This window comes from Pseudomonas sp. CFBP 5748 (assembly GCF_053850495.1).
In genome coordinates this window covers 154,833-175,163 of the sequence record NZ_JBSPTN010000004.1, presented here as the reverse complement: position 1 = coordinate 175,163, position 20,331 = coordinate 154,833, and the positions used below count along the sequence as shown (strand labels likewise).

The 20,331-nt window shown below is 60.6% G+C and carries 18 protein-coding genes; 10 read left to right on the top strand and 8 right to left on the bottom strand.

What is annotated here, in order from left to right; all coding sequences use genetic code 11:
• Positions 1-85: 85 nt before the first annotated feature.
• Entirely contained in the window at positions 86-1,321 is a 1,236-nt protein-coding gene (locus tag ACWNZ1_RS10830; RefSeq protein WP_135847714.1) for a sterol desaturase family protein, read from the top strand.
• Here ACWNZ1_RS10830 and ACWNZ1_RS10825 read toward each other — a convergent pair.
• Positions 1,302-1,925, bottom strand: a complete 624-nt coding sequence (locus ACWNZ1_RS10825; protein WP_135847713.1) for a DedA family protein — start codon at positions 1,923-1,925, stop codon at positions 1,302-1,304. The genes ACWNZ1_RS10830 and ACWNZ1_RS10825 overlap by 20 nt on opposite strands.
• A 205-nt stretch (positions 1,926-2,130) precedes the next feature.
• Here ACWNZ1_RS10825 and hemB point away from each other — a divergent pair, with 205 nt between their 5' ends.
• The gene (hemB, locus tag ACWNZ1_RS10820; RefSeq protein ID WP_135847712.1) at positions 2,131-3,144 is read left to right on the top strand and encodes a porphobilinogen synthase; all 1,014 of its coding nucleotides are present in this window, start codon (positions 2,131-2,133) and stop codon (positions 3,142-3,144) included.
• Positions 3,145-3,161: 17 nt separating this feature from the next.
• Positions 3,162-5,378: a polyphosphate kinase 1 gene (gene ppk1 / locus ACWNZ1_RS10815; RefSeq protein WP_135847711.1), complete on the top strand. Its 2,217-nt coding sequence runs from the start codon at positions 3,162-3,164 to the stop codon at positions 5,376-5,378.
• A 183-nt stretch (positions 5,379-5,561) separates the two neighbouring features.
• Here ppk1 and ppx read toward each other — a convergent pair whose 3' ends face one another.
• The 5 genes from ppx to ACWNZ1_RS10790 form a co-directional block, all read right to left on the bottom strand.
• Complete coding sequence (gene ppx / locus ACWNZ1_RS10810; protein WP_135847710.1) at positions 5,562-7,064, bottom strand: exopolyphosphatase; 1,503 nt, start codon at positions 7,062-7,064, stop codon at positions 5,562-5,564.
• Positions 7,065-7,329: 265 nt separating this feature from the next.
• A complete protein-coding gene (locus tag ACWNZ1_RS10805) occupies positions 7,330-8,064 on the bottom strand; it encodes an amino acid ABC transporter ATP-binding protein (protein ID WP_135847709.1) in 735 nt (244 codons plus the stop codon).
• A complete protein-coding gene (locus ACWNZ1_RS10800) occupies positions 8,051-8,701 on the bottom strand; it encodes an amino acid ABC transporter permease (RefSeq protein WP_135847708.1) in 651 nt (216 codons plus the stop codon). Before ACWNZ1_RS10800 ends, ACWNZ1_RS10805 begins: the two co-directional genes overlap by 14 nt.
• Positions 8,698-9,366 carry an amino acid ABC transporter permease gene (locus ACWNZ1_RS10795; RefSeq protein WP_135847707.1) on the bottom strand — a complete coding sequence of 223 codons (669 nt, stop codon included), beginning with the start codon at positions 9,364-9,366 and terminating at the stop codon, positions 8,698-8,700. The genes ACWNZ1_RS10800 and ACWNZ1_RS10795 overlap by 4 nt, the downstream gene beginning before the upstream one ends.
• A 21-nt stretch (positions 9,367-9,387) precedes the next feature.
• Positions 9,388-10,173, bottom strand: a complete 786-nt coding sequence (locus ACWNZ1_RS10790) for a transporter substrate-binding domain-containing protein (RefSeq protein ID WP_135847706.1) — start codon at positions 10,171-10,173, stop codon at positions 9,388-9,390.
• A 254-nt stretch (positions 10,174-10,427) separates the two neighbouring features.
• Between ACWNZ1_RS10790 and ACWNZ1_RS10785 the strand changes: the two genes are divergently transcribed.
• The 6 genes from ACWNZ1_RS10785 to ACWNZ1_RS10760 all read left to right on the top strand — a co-directional run bounded on the left by ACWNZ1_RS10785 (position 10,428) and on the right by ACWNZ1_RS10760 (position 16,647).
• Positions 10,428-11,135 carry a FadR/GntR family transcriptional regulator gene (locus tag ACWNZ1_RS10785; RefSeq protein ID WP_135847705.1) on the top strand — a complete coding sequence of 236 codons (708 nt, stop codon included), beginning with the start codon at positions 10,428-10,430 and terminating at the stop codon, positions 11,133-11,135.
• Positions 11,136-11,256: 121 nt separating this feature from the next.
• Positions 11,257-11,586, top strand: coding sequence for a thioredoxin TrxA (gene trxA, locus ACWNZ1_RS10780; protein WP_003177349.1), 330 nt, complete (start codon positions 11,257-11,259; stop codon positions 11,584-11,586).
• A gap of 241 nt (positions 11,587-11,827) precedes the next feature.
• Positions 11,828-13,087 (top strand): transcription termination factor Rho, encoded by a 1,260-nt coding sequence (rho, locus tag ACWNZ1_RS10775; RefSeq protein ID WP_025216061.1) that lies wholly within the window; start codon positions 11,828-11,830, stop codon positions 13,085-13,087.
• Between the two features lie 119 nt (positions 13,088-13,206).
• A complete protein-coding gene (gene ubiD / locus ACWNZ1_RS10770; protein ID WP_135847704.1) occupies positions 13,207-14,673 on the top strand; it encodes a 4-hydroxy-3-polyprenylbenzoate decarboxylase in 1,467 nt (488 codons plus the stop codon).
• The gene (locus tag ACWNZ1_RS10765) at positions 14,673-15,641 is read left to right on the top strand and encodes a CDP-6-deoxy-delta-3,4-glucoseen reductase (protein WP_135847703.1); all 969 of its coding nucleotides are present in this window, start codon (positions 14,673-14,675) and stop codon (positions 15,639-15,641) included. The genes ubiD and ACWNZ1_RS10765 overlap by 1 nt, the downstream gene beginning before the upstream one ends.
• Positions 15,642-15,978: 337 nt before the next feature.
• Positions 15,979-16,647: a gamma-glutamylcyclotransferase gene (locus ACWNZ1_RS10760; protein ID WP_256453909.1), complete on the top strand. Its 669-nt coding sequence runs from the start codon at positions 15,979-15,981 to the stop codon at positions 16,645-16,647.
• On the opposite strand, the gene glpT is transcribed toward ACWNZ1_RS10760, so the two are convergent.
• Both glpT and ACWNZ1_RS10750 read right to left on the bottom strand, forming a co-directional pair.
• On the bottom strand, positions 16,623-17,972 hold the full coding sequence (gene glpT, locus ACWNZ1_RS10755) for a glycerol-3-phosphate transporter (protein ID WP_256453908.1): 1,350 nt from the start codon (positions 17,970-17,972) through the stop codon (positions 16,623-16,625). The two genes, ACWNZ1_RS10760 and glpT, sit on opposite strands and share 25 nt — an antisense overlap.
• A gap of 800 nt (positions 17,973-18,772) precedes the next feature.
• Positions 18,773-19,750 (bottom strand): NADPH:quinone oxidoreductase family protein, encoded by a 978-nt coding sequence (locus ACWNZ1_RS10750; protein ID WP_135847700.1) that lies wholly within the window; start codon positions 19,748-19,750, stop codon positions 18,773-18,775.
• A 150-nt stretch (positions 19,751-19,900) separates the two neighbouring features.
• Here ACWNZ1_RS10750 and ACWNZ1_RS10745 point away from each other — a divergent pair, with 150 nt between their 5' ends.
• On the top strand, positions 19,901-20,308 hold the full coding sequence (locus ACWNZ1_RS10745; RefSeq protein ID WP_135847699.1) for a flagellar basal body-associated protein FliL: 408 nt from the start codon (positions 19,901-19,903) through the stop codon (positions 20,306-20,308).
• The last annotated feature ends 23 nt before the right edge of the window (positions 20,309-20,331 follow it).

Sequence of the window (20,331 nt, the reverse complement as noted above, 5' to 3'; positions counted from 1 at the left end):
TGTCCACTAATTTGTCACTCGTTGCCATAGGGTTCTCCAGCGGCTACACCTAATCTGCCGGTTAACTCCATGCTCGGGTCGCGTCATGAATTTCATTCTGTATGCCGTGCCGTTCTTCTTCGTGCTGATTGCCGTCGAGTTGCTGGTTGATCGCTGGCGAGGCGTGAGCCACTACCGTTTGGCGGACGCGATCAACAGCCTGAGCACCGGTGTGCTGTCCACCACCACTGGCCTGTTGACCAAGGGTGTGGGGCTGGTGACCTACGCCTTTGCGGTGGAGCATCTGGCCGTCATTCAATTGGCTGCTGACCAGGCCTGGGTCTGGGTGTTCGCTTTCGTGTTCTACGACTTCTGCTACTACTGGCTGCACCGCCTGGGCCATGAGCGCAACATCCTCTGGGCCGCTCATTCGGTGCACCACCAGAGCGAGGACTACAACCTTTCCACCGCGTTGCGCCAGACCAGCACCGGGTTTGTGCTGAGCTGGATTTTCTACCTGCCGCTGGCTGTGCTCGGCGTGCCGCTGGTGGTGTTCGTCAGCGTTGCGGCGTTGAATCTGCTGTACCAGTTCTGGGTCCACACCCAACATATTCCCAAGCTCGGCTGGCTGGAGTGGTGCTTCGTTACGCCCTCCAATCATCGTGCCCACCATGCACAGAACCCTCTCTACATGGATCGTAACTACGGCGGGGTGTTCATTATTTGGGACCGTCTGTTTGGCACCTTCCAGGAAGAGGACGACAACGAGCCGGTGATTTTTGGCGTGACCACGCCGCTGGCCAGCTGGAATCCGTTGTGGGCGAACCTGCAGTTTTATGCACAGCTATGGGCGGATGCCCGACGGGCCGAGCGCGGCTGGGACAAGCTGCGGATCTGGTTCATGCCCACCGGATGGCGGCCGGCGGACGTGGCCGCCAGGTTCCCGCTGAACAAGCCGGACCTGAGTCAGTTCCGCAAATTCGAGGTGCCGCTGGACGGGCATCAACAGTGGTACGTGGCGCTGCAGTTCTGCGTCTATATCGCGTTGGGCAGCTACTTGATGAACCTGGAGAACAGCTTGCCGGTCGCCGCCCTGGTGCTGGGTTGGGGCACGGTGGCGTTGGGTTTGTTCGTGCTGGGCGTGGCCCTGGAGAATCGCCCATGGGCGCTGAGGCTGGAGCTGTTGCGGCTGGCCTCGAACCTGCCGCTGGTGTGGTTGGCGCCGCTGGTCGGGTTGTGGTCGGCCAGTTCCGTGGCCTGGCTCGGTCTGCTCAGCTACAGCCTGCTTAGCGGTATCGGGCTGTATTGCTGTCGCAAACGACTTACTCGGTTGGCGTCGTAGATTCGCCGGATCGAGCCTGTTCCAGCCGCTCGGCCTCAAGGACTTTTTTTGCCAGTCGCGCATTCTTGATGCGTCGGCGCGCCCACAGGCACAAGCCCAGCACCAGCAGGGCTCCGAGTACCCACAGCTCGTATTTCTTGATGCTGCCCAGCATGCCTTCGAGCACCGCGCCAAAGTGGTAGGCGGCAGCTGCCAGTGCCGTGGCCCAGATCGCCGCACCGATGCCGTTGAGCAACAGGTAGCGGCCCGGCGGATAGCCTGACAGGCCGATGGCCACCGGCATCACCGTGCGCAGGCCATAGACGAAGCGAAAGCTCAGGACCCAGATGTCCGGATGCTTGCGAATGTGCTCCAGCGCGCGATCACCCATCAATTGCCAGCGCGGTTTGCGCGCCAGCAGCTTGCGCCCGTGTTTGCGTCCCAGGAAATACCACAGCTGATCGCCCGCGTAGCTGCCGCAGAACGCCACGACCACGACCAGGTTGATGTCCATGTAGCCACGGAACGCCAGGAAGCCTGCGAGCACGAGGATGGTTTCGCCTTCGAAGAACGTGCCGATAAACAGGGCCAAGTAGCCGAAGTCATGCAGAAATTGTTGGAGCATTGTCTGGGTGCTGGCGAAATGAACGCGCAGCCTAACCCTTCAGGCACATTCAGGAAAGTATCGAAATGTGTCTCGACGTGAACAATTCCTACAATGACAATAACTGCGACGACAGGACGCAGGTGCACATTTCTGTAATACGTTGGTCATAATGGCCGCTTATAACTGTCACGCTCGCCCGTTAGCGCGGGCTCAGGAGTCTGCCGTGAGCTTTACCCCCGCCAACCGTCTGTTCCCTGCTACCCGCCTGCGTCGCAATCGCCGTGATGAGTTCTCTCGTCGGCTGGTGCGTGAAAACGTGCTGACCACCGATGACCTGATCCTGCCGGTGTTCGTGCTGGACGGTGAGAACCGTCGCGAAGCGGTGGCGTCGATGCCCGGGGTGGAGCGTCTGACCATCGATCTGCTGCTCGAAGAAGCCGCCAAGTGGGTCGAGCTGGGCATTCCGGCGCTGGCGCTGTTCCCGGTTACGCCGCCGGCCCTCAAGTCGCTGGATGCTGCCGAAGCCTGGAACCCGGAAGGCATCGCGCAACGTGCCACCCGCGCCTTGCGCGAGCGCTTCCCGGAGTTGGGGGTGATCACCGATGTGGCGCTGGACCCGTTCACCACTCACGGGCAGGATGGCATTCTGGATGAGGACGGCTACGTGCAGAACGACATCACCGTCGATGCACTGGTGCGTCAGGCGCTGTCCCATGCCGAGGCTGGTGCCCAGGTGGTGGCGCCGTCGGACATGATGGATGGGCGCATTCAGGCGATCCGCGAAGCCCTCGAGGTGGCCGGTCATGTCAACGTGCGAATCATGGCCTACTCGGCCAAGTACGCCAGCGCCTATTACGGTCCGTTCCGCGACGCGGTCGGCTCGGCCCTGAACCTGGGCAAGGCCAACAAGGCCTCTTATCAGATGGACCCGGCCAACAGCCACGAGGCCTTGCATGAAGTGGCTGCTGACTTGTCAGAAGGTGCAGACATGGTCATGGTCAAGCCAGGCATGCCTTACCTCGACATTCTTTGTCGGGTCAAAGAAGAATTCAAAGTGCCAACTTTTGTTTATCAGGTCAGCGGCGAGTACGCCATGCACATGGCCGCGATTCAGAACGGCTGGTTGGGCGAAGGGGTGATCCTCGAGTCCTTGACCGCTTTCAAACGCGCAGGAGCTGATGGCATCCTGACTTATTTTGCCGTGCGCGCCGCCCAATTGTTACGAGAGCAGAAATAGCCTCCCAGGAATTTGCGATGAATACCGAAGGACTCTCTGAAGTTGCCGTAAAAGACGCTCAACCCGTGGTCGAGCAAATTGCCGAAACACCGCCGGAGCTGGAGCCTGCTCCCCCGGCTGTCATCGAGCCGCCCCCGGCCCCGGCGATTGCCGTACCCAACCTGGATGACAGCAGCCTGTACATCCATCGCGAGCTGTCGCAACTGCAGTTCAACATCCGCGTGCTGGAACAGGCGCTGGACGAGTCCTACCCGCTGCTGGAACGCCTGAAGTTCCTGTTGATCTTTTCCAGCAACCTGGACGAGTTCTTCGAAATTCGTGTTGCCGGCCTGAAGAAGCAAATCACCTTTGCCCGGGAACAGGCCGGTGCCGATGGCCTGCAGCCGCATCAGGCCCTGGCGCGCATCAGCGAACTGGTCCATGGCCACGTTGACCGCCAATACGCGATCCTCAACGAGATCCTGTTGCCAGAGCTGGAAAAGCACCAGGTGCGCTTCATCCGTCGCCGCTACTGGAACACCAAGATCAAGACCTGGGTACGTCGCTATTTCCGTGACGAGATCGCGCCGATCATTACGCCGATCGGCCTCGACCCCACGCACCCGTTCCCGTTGCTGGTCAACAAGAGCCTGAACTTCATCGTCGAACTGGAAGGCATCGACGCCTTCGGTCGCGATTCCGGCCTGGCGATCATTCCGGCGCCACGCCTGTTGCCGCGCATCATCCGCGTGCCGGAAGACGTCGGCGGCCCCGGCGACAATTATGTGTTCCTGTCGTCGATGATCCATGCCCACGCCGATGACCTGTTCCAGGGCATGAAGGTCAAGGGTTGCTACCAGTTCCGCCTGACCCGTAACGCCGACCTGTCGGTGGACACCGAGGACGTCGAAGACCTGGCCCGTGCCCTGCGCGGTGAGTTGTTCTCCCGTCGCTACGGCGATGCGGTGCGCCTGGAAGTGGCCGATACCTGCCCCAAACACCTGTCTGATTATCTGCTCAAGCAATTCAATCTGCATGAGACCGAGCTGTATCAGGTCAACGGTCCGGTCAACCTGACCCGGCTGTTCAGCATCACGGGCCTGGACAGCCATCCGGAACTGCAATACCTGCCGTTCACGCCGCAGATCCCGAAACTGCTGCAGAACAGTGAGAATATTTTCAGCGTGGTCAGCAAGCAGGACATCCTGCTGTTGCACCCGTTCGAGTCCTTCACCCCGGTGGTCGACCTGCTGCGCCAAGCGGCCAAGGATCCCCACGTATTGGCGGTGCGCCAGACCCTGTACCGCAGTGGCGCCAACTCGGAAATCGTCGATGCCCTGGTGGACGCGGCGCGAAACGGCAAGGAAGTCACAGCGGTGATCGAATTGCGCGCACGCTTCGATGAAGAATCCAACCTGCAACTGGCCAGCCGCCTGCAAGCGGCCGGTGCGGTGGTGATCTACGGCGTGGTCGGCTTCAAGACCCACGCCAAGATGATGCTCATCCTGCGCCGCGAAGCCGGTGAGATCGTGCGTTACGCTCACTTGGGCACCGGTAACTATCACGCGGCCAACGCCCGTCTATATACCGACTACAGCCTGCTGACCTCGGACGACGCCTTGTGCGAAGACGTCGGCAAGTTGTTCAGCCAGTTGATCGGCATGGGCAAGACCCTGCGCATGAAGAAGCTGTTGCATGCGCCGTTCACCCTGAAAAAGGGCATGCTCGACATGATCGCCCGGGAAACCCAGTTCGCCCTGGAAGGCAAGCCGGCCCATATCATTGCCAAGTTCAACTCGCTGACCGACCCGAAAATCATCCGCGCGTTGTACAAGGCCAGTCAGTCGGGCGTGCGCATCGACCTGGTGGTGCGGGGCATGTGCTGCCTGCGACCGGGCATTCCGGGGGTTTCCCATAACATCCATGTACGCTCGATCATTGGGCGTTTCCTGGAGCATACCCGGGTGTTCTACTTCCTCAACGGTGGCGAGGAGCAGATGTTCCTCTCCAGCGCCGACTGGATGGAGCGCAACCTCGACAAGCGGGTCGAGACTTGCTTCCCGGTGGAAGGCAAGAAGCTGATCCTGCGGGTCAAGAAAGAGCTGGAAAGCTACCTTACCGACAACACCCACAGCTGGAGCCTGCAGTCGGATGGTCGCTACATCCGCAACACGCCGACTGGCAACCAGAACCCGCGCAGCGCCCAGGCGACCTTGCTGGAGCGTCTGAGCAGCCCGGTGTTGGCGGTTCGTTAAACGCCTGGAGGCGAGCTTGGTTTTTGTGGCGAGGGAGCCTGCTCCCGCTGGGCTGCGAAGCAGCCCTGAAGCCATTCAGCTCGGTGTGTCAGGAAAAATTCCATTTCAGGCAGATCCTGCGACGGCTGCGCAGCCGAGCGGGAGCAAGCTCCCTCGCTACGGGGGAGCCTGCCGTGGTGCCGATCAGTGAATGTTCAGCACAATCCCGACCCGCGTAAGCCATTCGGCCTCCTGGGCGAAGTCGGCCTGGGTCAGTTGGTTCTCTTCCAGCCAGCCCTCGGGAAACATTACATCCAATTGATCGCCATCGGCGTGCAGGGCCACCTGGGGCATTTCCTGGGTGCCGCGGATGTGGTGGAACAGAATCGCAAAGCGCAGCAGCACGCACAGGCGAATCAGTTTGATGCCTTCATCGCCGAACTCGGCAAATTTATCCTTGGGAATATTGCGTCGGTGGCCGCGCACCAATAGCGCAAGCATCTGCTGGTCTTCCCGGGAGAAGCCTGCCAGGTCCGAGTGCTCGATCAGGTAGGCGCCGTGCTTGTGGTAGTGATAGTGGGCGATGTCCAGGCCCACTTCATGCACCTTGGCGGCCCAGCCCAGCAGTTCGCGCCAGACACCGTCGTTCAGGTCCCAGTCATCGGCCACCTGGTCGAAGGCATGCAGCGCCTTGCGCTCGACCCGCGCGGCCTGTTCCTGGTCGACGTGATAACGCTCCATGAGTGAGCCCAGGGTGCGTTCACGGACATCTTCGTGGTGATGACGCCCCAGTAGGTCATACAGCACGCCTTCGCGCAGCGCACCCTCGCAATGGTCCATGCGTTGCAGTTCAAGGGCGTCGAAAATCGCTTCCAGAATCGCCAGGCCCGCCGGGAAAATCGCCCGGCGGTCAGGCTTGATGCCTTCGAAGTCGATCTTGTCTACATCGCCGAGTTTGAACACCCGGCGCTTGAGCCAGGCCAGACCTTCGGCGTTGACCTCGCCGGTGCCGTGACCGCCGGCCTTGAGCGCCAGGCCAATGGCGCGAATGGTGCCCGAGGAGCCGATGGCTTCATCCCAGGTCAGGCGGTGCAGGGCATGTTCGATGCTCATGATTTCCAGGCGCGCCGCCGTATAGGCCTGGGCGTAGCGAGCCGGGGTGATCTTGCCGTCGCGGAAATAGCGCTGGGTGTAGCTGACGCAGCCCATCTGCAGACTTTCGCGCAGCAGCGGCTCGAAACGCTGGCCAATGATGAATTCGGTACTGCCGCCGCCGATGTCGGCTACCAGGCGCTTGCCTGGGGTATCGGCCAGGGTGTGGGACACGCCGAGGTAGATCAGGCGGGCCTCTTCACGGCCGGAGATAACCTCTACCGGGTGGCCGAGAATCTCTTCGGCGCGGTGAATGAATTCGCCACGGTTACGCGCTTCGCGCAGGGCGTTTGTGCCCACGATCCGCACCGCGCCCAAGGGCAGACCGTTGATCAGTTGCGCGAATCGCTTGAGGCAATCGAGCCCGCGCTGGATGGATTCTTCGCTCAGCTTGCGCTCTTCGTCGATACCGGCAGCCAGTTGGACCTTCTCGCCGAGTCGCTCAAGAATGCGGATTTCCCCGTTCTGGGCCTTGGCGACGACCATGTGGAAGCTATTGGAGCCCAGGTCTATGGCAGCAATCAGGGACAGATTCTTGGCTTGGGATGGCGGCATGGTCAAAAAGTCTCGGTCGATAACCTCGACATCCTGCCACGATCAACCGCTTACGCCAACGCGCCTGATCCAAACCCTTGAGCCAGAGCAGCTTACTGTGGCGAGGGCGCTTGCTCCCGCTGGGCCCGTAGGAGCTGCCGAGCGAAGCGAGGCTGCGATCTTTCCCCGGACGCTTGAGTCTCAAGCGAAAGATCAAAAGATCACAGCCTTCGGCAGCTCCTACAGTGCAACCGAGCGCGAGCTTGCGCCCCCGCCACAGGCGCGATCAGGCGTGTTCGACCGTCCCAATGAAATTCGCCAGCTCCGCCGTCTGCGGCTCGGCGAACAACACTTTGGGATCGCCGACCTCATGCACCTTGCCCTGGTGCATGAACACCAGTTTATCCCCGACCTCCCGGGCGAAACGCATTTCATGGGTGACCATGATCAGGGTCATGCCTTCCTTGGCCAGTTGCCGCACCACGCTGAGCACTTCATTGACCAGTTCCGGGTCCAGGGCCGAGGTGATTTCGTCGCACAGCAGTACTTTCGGCGACATCGCCAGGGCCCGGGCAATGGCTACCCGTTGTTGCTGACCACCGGACAAACGGTCAGGGAAGGCGTCAAACTTCTCGCCGAGGCCGACCCGTTCCAGCATCTGCCGCGCCAATTCAGCCGCCTTGGCCTTGGGTACTTTCTGTACAACCTGCGGTGCGAGCATCACGTTCTCGCCGACCGTCAGGTGCGGGAACAGGTTGAACTGTTGGAACACCATCCCGACTTTCTGCCGCAGGCTGCGCAGGTCGGCACGAGCGGCGTCAAGGTATTCGCCATCCACTTCGATCACGCCGTCGTTGATCGACTCCAGGCCATTGAGGGTGCGCAGCAAAGTGGATTTGCCCGAGCCACTGCGGCCGATGATCGCTACCACCTGGCCTTCCTCGACGGTCAGGTCGATGCCTTTGAGCACGTGGTGATCGCCGTAGTATTTATGCAGGGCGGAAATTCTAAGCAGAGGCATGCAGTCTCCTTTCCAGGTAGCGCGCACTGAGGGACAAGGGGTAGCAGAGCAGGAAGTAACCGAGGGCCACCAGGCCATACACCATGAACGGCTCGAACGTGGCGTTGGCGAGCATGCCGCCGGTCTTGGTCAGTTCGGTAAAACCAATGATCGAGGTCACTGCGGTGCCTTTGACCACCTGCACCGAAAAGCCCACGGTCGGCGCCACGGCGATGCGCAGGGCTTGGGGCAGGATCACGTAGCGCAACTGTTCCAGCGGGTTGAGGGCCAGGCTCGAAGAGGCTTCCCACTGACCGTTGGGGATCGCTTCGACGCAACCGCGCCAGATCTCCGCCAGATAGGCACTGGTAAACAGCGTCAAGGCAATCGCCGCGGCCATCCAGGGCGAAATCTCCACCCCGGCCAGGGCCACGCCGAAGAACACCAGGAACAGCTGCATCAACAGCGGCGTGCCTTGGAACAGCTCAATATAGGTGCGGGCGACGTTGCGGGGCAGGGCGTTTTTGGAAATGCGCAAGACCATGACCAGCAGGCCGATCAGCCCGCCGCCGATAAACGCTACCAACGACAAGGCCAGGGTCCATTGCAAGCCCGTGAGCAGGTTGCGCACCACGTCCCAGAAAGTGAAATCGCTCATTGGCTGCTCCTGGCAATGTAGCGGCGACCCACCCAGTTCAGGAACTGGCGGATCAACAGAGCCATGCACAAATAGATCAGCGTGGTCAGTGCATAGGTTTCGAAGGCGCGGAAGTTGCGCGACTGAATGAAGTTGGCGGCGAAGCTCAATTCTTCGGTGGCGATCTGCGAACAGACCGCCGAGCCGAGCATCACGATGATGATCTGGCTGCTCAGGGCCGGCCAGACCTTGCCCAGCGCCGGCAGCAGCACCACGTGGCGGAAGGCTTCGAAGCGGCTCATCGCCAGGGCCGCGGCGGCTTCCAGCTGCCCCCGCGGGATGGCCTGGATGCCGGCACGAATGATCTCCGTGGAATAGGCGCCGAGGTTGATCACCATCGCCAGCACCGCCGCCTGCCATTCGGAAATCTGCAAGCCCAGGGACGGCAGGCCGAAGAAGATGAAAAACAGCTGCACCAGGAACGGCGTGTTACGGATCAGCTCCACGTACACGCCGAAGATCGCCGAGAACGGACGTATGTTCCACGCCCGCACCACGGCCCCGACGATGCCCAGGCCAACCCCGAGCAACGCGCCGATGGCCGTCAGTTCCAGGGTGAACAAGGCACCGCGCAGCAGCAGCTCGGTGTTTTGCACCACCGGCAGAAAATCGAACTGATAAGCCATGCTCAGCCTCTCAAGCGACGGTCAGAGGTCGGCCGGCAGCGGCTGCTTGAGCCAGGTCTGGGAGTTCTTTTCCAGGCTGCCATCGGTCTTGGCGGTGGCGAGGATCTGGTTGACCTTGTCCAGCAGCGCGGGCTCGTTTTTGTTCACGCCGACGTACACCGGCGAGTCCTTGAGTTTCACCTTCAGCGCCGGGACACGCTTGGGGTTGCGCTCGCTGATGGCGACCATTACCACGTTGCCGCTGGCAATCAGGTCCACCTGGCCGGCCAGGTAGGCGGCGATGGTCGAGTTGTTGTCTTCGAAGCGCTTGATGGTGGCGCCTTCGGGGGCGACCTTGGTCAGCTCGATGTCTTCGATGGCGCCACGGGTGACGCTGATGGTCTTGCCCTTGAGGTCATCCAGGCCATTGATGGCTGCGTCGGGCGGGCCGAACACCGCCAGGTAGAACGGCGCGTAGGCACTGGAAAAGTCGATGACCTTTTCCCGCTCGGGGTTCTTGCCCAGGCTGGAGATGACCAGGTCGACCTTGCCGGTGGTCAGGAATGGGATGCGGTTGGTGCTGTTGACCGGCGTCAGTTCAAGTTTGACCTTGAGCTGGTCGGCCAGCAGTTTCGCAGTGTCGATGTCCAGGCCACGGGGCTTCATATCCGGGCCTACCGAGCCGAACGGGGGAAAGTCCTGGGGGACGGCGACCTTGAGCGTGCCACGCTTGACCACGTCTTCCAGGCCATCGGCGTGGGCGGGTAGCTGACAGAGCATCAGGCTGGCAAACAGGGCAGTGAGCAGGGCGCTGCAACGCTGAATCATGGCGAATCTCCGCAATCGGTGATGTGATTTCTGCGTTCGGACAGAGCACAGGCCATGCCAAACCGCCCGTTATTGCGCCAAAGCCACGGTTTTGCTGGTGGGAGACGGTCTGACTGGTCTGAACAGTTGCGCTGCATTTCGCACCGTTATCGGGCGTCGGTATTTGTCGCCGAACCCTGCTGGGGCACGACTTGCCGGGCGCGTCGAATAGCTTTACAACTAGCCGCTCACTGGCCCGGTTCGTCTGAAAAATCATGAATTCCATCTCTCGCGCCGTCCCTGAAGTGGCGCTGCAAGCCATTCGCAAACTGATCGCCGATGAAGGCTTCGGGCCTGGCGATGTGCTGCCGTCGCAACGGGACCTGGCGCTGCAACTGGGTGTGAGCCGGGCGTCGCTGCGCGAAGCGCTTTCGTCGTTGAGCGCCCTGGGACTGATCAGCGTGCAGCCGGGCAAAGGGGTGTTCGTGCAATCGCCGGTGGAGCTCTTGCAGAACGAGCCGACGTCGCGCTGGCCCTTCGCGGCTCAGGCTTCGCCAGTGGATATCTTCCAGTTGCGCTACGCCCTGGAAGGTTTCGCGGCGGGGCTGGCGGCGGTGACGCTGAGCGCCGATGAACTCGACACACTGCAAGACAACGTGGAAGCCATGCGCCGGGAGTTGAAGATCGGGGATTTCGACGCCGCGGCGCGCCTGGATTTCGAATTTCATCGGCGAATCCTGCTGGCCAGCGGCAACCAGGCCATGCTGAGCATTCTCACGGCCAGCGCCGAACTCTTCCTGGAAAGCCAGAAACTACCGTTCATCAGGGCGGAGCGGGCGATGGAAACCTGGCAGGAACATCGCAAGATTCTTCGCGCATTGGCTCGCCGCGCTTCGGGCGCCGCACAAAAAGCCATGCAGGAACATGTACGTAACGCTGCGCTGCGTACCGGGATTTCCTTCGTGGCCCCGGCTGCCTCGTGACTGGCGCTATACCCAAATACATCCGCCACCATAGCGAGACTCAATCAACTGCGGCTTCCTGAACCCGGGAAGGGCCGCTATGATGGGCCACGTTTTTTTGCTGACAACCCCGGAGATTTCCATGAGCAGCGATCTGATCAAACACGTTAGCGACGCTAGCTTCGAGGCTGACGTACTCAAGGCCGAAGGCGCGGTACTGGTCGACTATTGGGCTGAGTGGTGCGGTCCGTGCAAAATGATCGCCCCGGTCCTGGACGAAATTGCCGAGACTTACAAAGGCAAGCTGACCATCGCCAAGCTGAACATCGACGAAAACCAGGAGACTCCGGCCAAGCACGGCGTGCGTGGTATCCCGACTCTGATGCTGTTCAAGAACGGCAACGTCGAAGCCACCAAGGTGGGTGCGCTGTCGAAGTCGCAACTGGCTGCTTTCCTCGACGCCAACATCTAAGCGCCGAATGCCATTGAAAAAGCCCCGCAAATCGCGGGGCTTTTTCGTTATTCGGGGCTAGACGCTCGCAAACCCAGGTGTTACATTCGGCCCCGCACTGGTTTCTCCATTGCCCCCTGCAAGCCGTCGCCGACGCACTCCTTTCGAATAAGTACGCGATCCTGTCGCCTTCTCCGCGGCGCGGCCTCATTAAGCCAAAAGCTTAATTTCCCCCCTCCATAAATGATTACGTCATTCCTATATGAATCTGACTGAACTCAAGCAAAAGCCGATTACCGAACTGCTCGAATTGGCCGAACAGATGGGCATAGAAAATATGGCCCGTTCGCGCAAGCAGGACGTGATTTTCTCCCTGCTCAAAAAGCACGCGAAAAGCGGCGAGGAAATCTCCGGTGATGGCGTGCTGGAGATTCTCCAGGACGGCTTCGGCTTTCTCCGCTCTGCAGACGCTTCCTATCTCGCTGGCCCAGACGATATCTACGTCTCGCCGAGCCAGATCCGCCGTTTCAACTTGCGCACCGGTGACACCATCGTTGGCAAGATCCGTCCTCCGAAGGAAGGCGAGCGTTATTTCGCGCTGCTCAAGGTCGACACGATCAACTTCGACCGTCCGGAAAACGCGAAGAACAAGATTCTCTTCGAGAACCTGACCCCGCTGTTCCCGACCGTGCGCATGAAGATGGAAGCCGGCAACGGTTCCACCGAAGACCTCACCGGTCGTGTCATCGACCTGTGCGCACCCATCGGCAAAGGCCAGCGTGGTCTGATCGTGGCACCGCCGAAAGCGGGCAAGACGATCATGCTGCAGAACATCGCGGCCAACATCGCCCGTAACAACCCTGAAGTTCATCTGATCGTGCTGCTGATCGACGAGCGTCCGGAAGAAGTGACCGAGATGCAGCGCACCGTGCGCGGCGAAGTGGTCGCCTCGACGTTCGACGAGCCGCCGACCCGCCACGTGCAGGTTGCCGAAATGGTGATCGAGAAGGCCAAGCGCCTGGTCGAGCACAAGAAAGACGTGGTGATCCTGCTGGACTCCATCACCCGTCTGGCCCGTGCCTACAACACCGTGATCCCGAGCTCCGGCAAGGTGCTGACCGGTGGTGTCGATGCCCACGCCCTGGAGAAACCGAAGCGTTTCTTCGGCGCCGCGCGCAACATCGAAGAAGGCGGCTCGCTGACCATCATCGCCACCGCGCTGGTTGAAACCGGCTCGAAGATGGACGAAGTGATCTACGAGGAATTCAAAGGCACTGGCAACATGGAATTGCCTCTGGATCGTAAGATCGCCGAAAAGCGCGTCTTCCCGGCCATCAACATCAACCGTTCCGGCACCCGCCGCGAAGAGTTGCTGACGGCCGATGACGAGCTGCAGCGTATGTGGATCCTGCGCAAACTGCTGCATCCGATGGACGAAGTCGCCGCCATCGAGTTCCTGGTCGACAAGCTGAAACAGACCAAGACCAACGATGAGTTCTTCCTGTCGATGAAACGCAAGTAAATCGAACAGGCTAGCAAGAGCCGGGGAAACCCGGCTTTTTGCTATCTGCGCATTCACTAATTTGAGCGGGCGGCGTTAAACTCGGGCCCCGAACGCCACGGCCACCATGAGGCTTTTGCATGCAGTATCGCGACTTGCGCGACTTTATCAGCGGGCTGGAACAGCGCGGCGAACTCAAGCGCATCCAGGTGCCGGTGTCTCCAGTGCTGGAAATGACCGAGGTCTGCGACCGCACTCTGCGGGCCAAGGGGCCGGCATTGTTGTTCGAAAACCCAACCGGTTATGACATTCCGGTGCTGGGCAACCTGTTCGGCACACCGGAACGCGTGGCCCTGGGCATGGGCGCCGAAGCGGTTAGCGAACTGCGCGAGATCGGCAAGCTGCTGGCGTTCCTCAAGGAACCCGAGCCGCCGAAAGGCCTGAAGGATGCCTGGTCCAAGCTGCCGATTTTCCGCAAGATCATTTCCATGGCGCCGAAAGTCGTCAAGGACGCCATCTGCCAGGAAGTGGTGATCGAGGGCGACGATGTCGACCTGGCGATGCTGCCCGTGCAGACCTGCTGGCCAGGCGATGTGGGGCCGCTGATCACCTGGGGCCTGACCGTCACCAAAGGCCCGAACAAGGATCGCCAGAACCTGGGTATCTATCGCCAGCAGGTGATTGGCCGCAACAAGGTCATCATGCGCTGGCTGAGCCATCGCGGCGGCGCTCTGGATTATCGCGAGTGGTGTGAAAAGCACCCTGGCCAACCATTCCCGGTGGCAGTGGCCCTGGGCGCGGACCCGGCGACTATTCTCGGCGCCGTCACGCCCGTGCCTGACAGCCTCTCCGAATATGCGTTCGCCGGCCTGTTGCGCGGCAACCGTACCGAGTTGGTGAAGTGCCGTGGCAACGACCTGCAAGTGCCGGCCACCGCCGAGATCATCCTTGAAGGTGTGATCCATCCCGGCGAGATGGCTGATGAAGGCCCGTATGGTGACCACACCGGATACTACAACGAAGTCGACAGTTTCCCGGTATTCACCGTCGAACGCATTACCCATCGGATCAAACCGATTTACCACAGTACCTACACCGGCCGGCCGCCGGATGAACCGGCCATTCTCGGCGTGGCGCTGAACGAAGTGTTCGTGCCGATCCTGCAGAAGCAATTTCCGGAAATCACCGATTTCTACCTGCCGCCGGAAGGCTGTTCGTATCGGATGGCCGTGGTGACCATGAAGAAGTCGTATCCTGGGCATGCCAAGCGGGTGATGCTCGGGGTCTGGTCGTTTTTGCGACAGTTCATGTACACCAAGTTCGTTATCGTCACAGACGACGATATCAACGCACGGGACTGGAACGATGTGATCTGGGCCATCACCACGCGCATGGACCCCAAGCGCGATACGGTGATGATCGAGAATACGCCGATCGACTACCTCGACTTCGCCTCGCCGGTGTCCGGCCTGGGGTCGAAGATGGGGCTCGATGCCACGCATAAATGGCCCGGTGAAACCACCCGTGAGTGGGGCCGGGTTATCGTCAAGGATGAAGCCGTTACCCAACGGATCGATGCCATCTGGAATCAGTTAGGAATAGATTGATGCGTGTAACCTTGCAGCCGTCCGGAGCGGTGCTGGAGATCCGGCCCGCAGAGCGGATTCTCGATGGCGCGCGGCGCCTGGGCTATGAATGCCCGCAAAGCTGCCGCAATGGCAACTGCCACGTCTGTGGTGCGTTGTTGGTGGAAGGCCGTGTGGAACAGGCTGGCGAGGTGCGCGATCACGGTGAGATTTTCACCTGCATCGCCGAGCCTCTGGAGGACTGTGTGGTGTTGTGGGATGGCGTGCTGGCGCCGGGTGAGTTGCCGGTCCGCAACCTGGCCTGTCAGGTCATCGAGTGCGCCGAGGTGGGCGGCGATGTCTGGCGGGTACGCCTGCGTGCGCCCGCGGGCAAGCCGCCGCGTTATCACGCGGGGCAGTATCTGTTGATCGAACGCGAAAACGGCGAAAAGTCGGCGTTCTCCCTGGCCTCCGCGCCGCACTCGGGGCGCGACCTGCAGTTGCACGTATTAGTGCGCGAAAGTAGTGCGCAGGCGCTGCTGGAGCAACTGCGGCGCAACCCCAACGTGCGCGTCGAAATGCCTTTCGGCGATACCCACCTGTCCGAGTTGCCGGACGGTCCATTGGTGCTGATCGCCGCCGGTACCGGGATGGCGCAGATGCACAGCCTGATCGAGCACTGCCGCGCTGCGGGGTTCAAGCACCCGGTACACCTGTATTGGGGCGTGCGACGACCGGAAGACTTTTACGAAATCGAGCATTGGGACGAGTGGAAAAAGCTGCCGAACCTGTTCCTGCACAAAGTCGTCAGCGATTTGTGTGGATGGCAAGGGCGCTGCGGGATGCTCCATGAGGCGGTGTGCGAGGACATCAGCGACCTCTCTAGTGTGCATGTCTACGCCAGCGGTTCGCCCGCCATGATCTACGCCACGCTCGACGCGCTGGTGGAGGCTGGAATGGACGCCCACCAAATGCGCGCCGATGTGTTTGCGTATGCGCCGCGGGCTTGAGCCATTCTTGAAACTTGATTGAGGTCTGCTTTTTTGTGGCGGTGGGTGTGGGAACAAAGCTTGCTCGCGATACAGGCGCCTCAATTTCTGAAAGACCGCATCGCCCTCATCGCGGGCAAGCCTTGCTCCCACGGCGGGGATAAATCCCCTCACCACAGGTGATATATCTGCCGATATATCGATTCGATATTTAGCCCCAGGGCTAGATGTCGTTAAGGTATATGCCCGCGCCCTCGGCATTCATGGCATCCAACTTGCGTGGATTCCCATAAGTGTCAGCGCCCTGACGGCGCGCTATCCAACTTCCTGCCCCGCGAGGAGCCACACGCTACCGGCCATGACCGCTATCGAATCCGTCATTCCCTGTGCACCGTATCCGCCACGCCTTGACCTGGGGCCGCAGCTGACCCGTGAACAACTGCTTGCCTCGATGCAATCGACCATGAGTCGTCACCAGGGCGGTCCGGTCTGGCTGTTCGCTTACGGTTCCTTGATCTGGCGGCCGGAATGCACGGCGGTGGAGCGGATGCGCAGCCGGGTTCATGGCTATCATCGCGGTTTGTATTTGTGGTCTCACGAACACCGCGGCACCCCGGAATTGCCGGGGTTGGTGTTCGGTCTGGATCGCGGTGGTTCGTGCAGCGGGTTTGCTTATCGCTTGCCGCAGGAGAATCTCGAGGACTCGCTGTTTGCCCTGTGGCAGCGCGAGATGCCGTTCCCGTCCTATCGTCCCCATTGGCTCAGTTGCCGTCTCGAAGATGGCAACCGGGTGCAAGCCCTGGGTTTTGTGCTGGAACGGCACCTGCCCAGCTATGCCGGCAACTTGCCGGACCATGTGCTGAGCCAGGTGTTCGAAAGCGCCTGCGGGCGTTACGGCAGCACCCGCGATTATGTCGAGCAGACCATCCACGCCCTGCGTAGCCACGCCATGCCAGACCGGAATCTGGAGGCGCGGCTCAAGCGCTGTAAATCGGCGTTGGATCAGGCGATCGCTTCGCGGCTCTGACTGGCGACTTGCTTGTGCCACAGGGTTGGCGCGAGGAACGCCATCGCCAGCAGGCAAGCTCCCACCAACAGCACAAAGCCACCGTTCCAGCCGAAGTGGTCCACGGTGTAGCCCATGGCGGCACTGGCCGCCACTGAACCACCCAAGTAGCCGAACAAACCGGTGAAACCTGCGGCGGTGCCGGCGGCTTTCTTCGGCGCCAGTTCCAGGGCCTGCAAACCGATCAGCATCACCGGGCCGTAGATCAGAAAACCAATGGAAACCAGGGCAATCATATCGACGGTCGGGTTGCCGGCCGGGTTCAGCCAGTACACCAGCGTTGCCACGGTCACCATCGCCATGAATACCATGCCCGTCAGGCCACGGTTGCCACGGAAGATCTTGTCCGACATCCAGCCGCACAGCAGCGTGCCGGGAATGCCGGCCCATTCGTACAAGAAGTACGCCCAGGACGTTTTATCCACGGTGAAGCCCTTGGCTTCCTTGAGGTAGGTCGGCGCCCAGTCCAGCACGCCATAGCGCAACAGGTAAACGAAGACGTTGGCCATGGCGATGTACCAGAGCATTTTGTTGCGCAGCACGTATTTGACGAAGATTTCCTTGGCGCTGAATTCGTTCTCGTGACTGGCGTCGTAGCCTTCCGGGTAATCGTTCTTGTATTTCTCGATGGGCGGCAGGCCTACCGATTGCGGGGTGTCGCGCATGGTCACGAAGGCAAACAGGGCAACCAGCAGGGCCACGGCAGCCGGTACATAAAACGCCGCATGCCAGTCGTTGAACCAGCCCATCCCCAGCAGGAACAGCGGGCCGATCAGGCCGCCGCCGACGTTATGCGCCACGTTCCACACCGAGACAACGCCGCCGCGTTCTTTCTGCGACCACCAGTGCACCATGGTCCGTCCGCTCGGCGGCCAGCCCATGCCCTGGGCCCAGCCGTTGATGAACAGCAGAATGAACATCATGGTCACGCTGGACGTCGCCCAAGGCGCGAAACCGAAAACGAACATCACCCCAGCCGACACCAGCAAACCGAATGGCAGGAAGTAGCGCGGGTTGGAGCGGTCGGACACCAGGCCCATCAGGAACTTCGAAAGCCCGTAGGCGATGGCGATGGCCGACATGGCCAGGCCCAGCTGACCGCGGGTATAGCCCTCATCGATCAGGTACGGCATGGCCAGGGAGAAGTTCTTGCGCAGCAAGTAATACCCGGCGTAGCCAATGAAGATGCCGGCGAAGATCTGCCAGCGAAGGCGTCGGTAGGTGCTGTCTATTTTTTCTTCAGGCAGAGACGCCTGGTGTGCGGCAGGACGAAAGAAAGCAAACATTCAAGGGCTCCAGGTTCTTGTTATGACTGCGAATGCGAATGTTACAGTTTCGTTACCGAAAATAGCATTGCTTGTTGGTCGATAAACAGAGAAAAAAGCCCTGGGTAATGTTCTTAAATGAACACGTCGCTCCGGCATACGCTGATGACGTCGTAGGAATTGTCTTGTCTGGATTTTTCGCGCTCACATGTCTTGGTGGCGGGACAGAACAGTGGGAAACGTCCTTCAACTAAACGGGAAGTCTCGCCATTTAGCCAATGAGGTCCGGTCTTTACCCTTCACCTTTCTGCCAGCGCTGGCATTCAGGTGAGGGGTCAAGGTATGAGGTGGTGCGTTGTGATGCTGTTGCTGTGCTTGTCCGGTACGAGTTGGGTGATGGGTGTGTTGTTGGTGCCCAAGAGTCCTTGGACGGTGGGCAATGAACATCGGGAGCAGACGCACGTCCTGGCGCCGTTCGAGTTCCGCCTGGATGACGGGCCTTTGGATGACAGTAAATGGAGCCAGGCCTGGGAGTGCTCGGACATCAATGCACTTGGGGCTAACTATGGATGCAAGGTTTGCTCCCGTTCCGTTCCACGCGCAGCTACTTGTCCAATGTGTTTTTCGTCAAGCAGATGTCGGATGTCGAGCGTCTGGCCTTGATCGCCTGCTTCAACAGGCACGTGCCCATGATCGCGAAGCACTGCGGGAGTTTTCCTGCGTCACGGTATGTGAGGATGTTGCCGAAGGAGATTCGCGCGTTGTTCTAGTGCTTGCCAATAGCGGTCCGCGGCTTCAGGCACCCGGACCGCTGTGACGCTTCAACGCACCTGCACAACCACCTTCCCCACCGCCTTGCGCTGCCCCAGGTCATTGATCGCCTGGGCGGCATTGCTCAGTGGATACACCTGCGACACCAGTGGCTTGAGCTTGCCTTCGGCGAACCAGCCAAACAGTTGCTGGAAATTGGCGGCGTTGTCCTGGGGCTGGCGTTGGGCGAAGGAGCCCCAGAACACGCCCACTACGGCGGCGCCCTTGAGCAGGGCGAGGTTCACCGGCAGCTCGGGGATGCGCCCGCTGGCAAAACCGACTACCAGCAGCCGGCCATTCCAGGCGATGGCGCGGATGGCCTGGTCGAACAGGTCGCCACCCACCGGATCGTAGATCACATCGGCGCCCTGGCCGTCGGTGAGTCGCTTGATTTCATCCTTGAGGCTGGTTTCGCTGTAGTTGATCAACTCGTCGGCGCCAGCGGCCTTGGCCACGGCGAGTTTTTCTGTGCTACTGGCGGCGGCGATGACCCGGGCGCCCATGGCCTTGCCGATCTCTACCGCAGCCAGGCCAACCCCGCCGGATGCGCCGAGCACCAGCAGGGTTTCGCCGGGTTGCAAGTTGGCCCGTTGCTTGAGGGCGTGCATCGAGGTGCCGTAGGTCATGCTGAAGGCGGCAGCGGTGTTGAAGTCCATGGACGCCGGGATTGGCAACACGTTATAGCCTGGCACCGCCACCTGCTCGGCAAAGCTGCCCCAGCCGGTCAGCGCCATGACCCGATCACCGACCTTCAGGTGGCTGACATTTTCACCCACCGCACTGACCACGCCCGCCGCTTCGCCACCAGGGGAGAACGGGAAGGGTGGCTTGAATTGATATTTGCCCTCGATGATCAGCGTGTCAGGGAAGTTCACCCCGGCGGCGTGCACGTCCAGCAGCACTTCGTTCTTCTTCGCGACGGGGCTGGCGACGTCTTCCAGCACCAGCGATTCGGCGGGGCCGAATTCTTTGCACAGCACGGCTTTCATCAGGGCTATTCCTTTGGGAGTGATGGCCGATAAGTGTAGGTGTGAGAGTCGATGGGTCAACGAGCATGCCTTGCCCTGATAGCTGGCCATAAGCTTGTGCTTGAACGGCGGGGCGGTATGCTGGGCCGCAAACCGGATGAGGAGTCAAATGTGAAAGCGTGGATCATGTTGATGCTGGCCCTGTCGTTGCCTGCGGCGGCGATGGCCGAAGAGGCCAAAGAAGGCGAGGCGCCGAAAGTCAGTTACATCACCCTTAGCCCGCCCTTTGTCGGCAATTATGGGCTCGACGGTACAGCCAAGCTGAAGGTCTACAAGGCCGATGTGGCCTTGCGCGTGACCGGTGATGCTGCCGTGGCGGCGGTAAAGGCCAACGAGCCGCTGATTCGCAACCAGTTGGTTGCGCTGTTTGCCCAGCAGACTACCGAGGCGATGAACAACCTGGAAGCCAAGGAAAAGCTGCGTCAGGAAGCGTTGAAGCAGACCCAGCAGGTGATGAACGACGAGACCGGCAAGCCGATGGTGGATGATCTGTTGTTCAACAACCTGATCATTCAATAAATCGCCAGAGTCGCCGCCTTTGG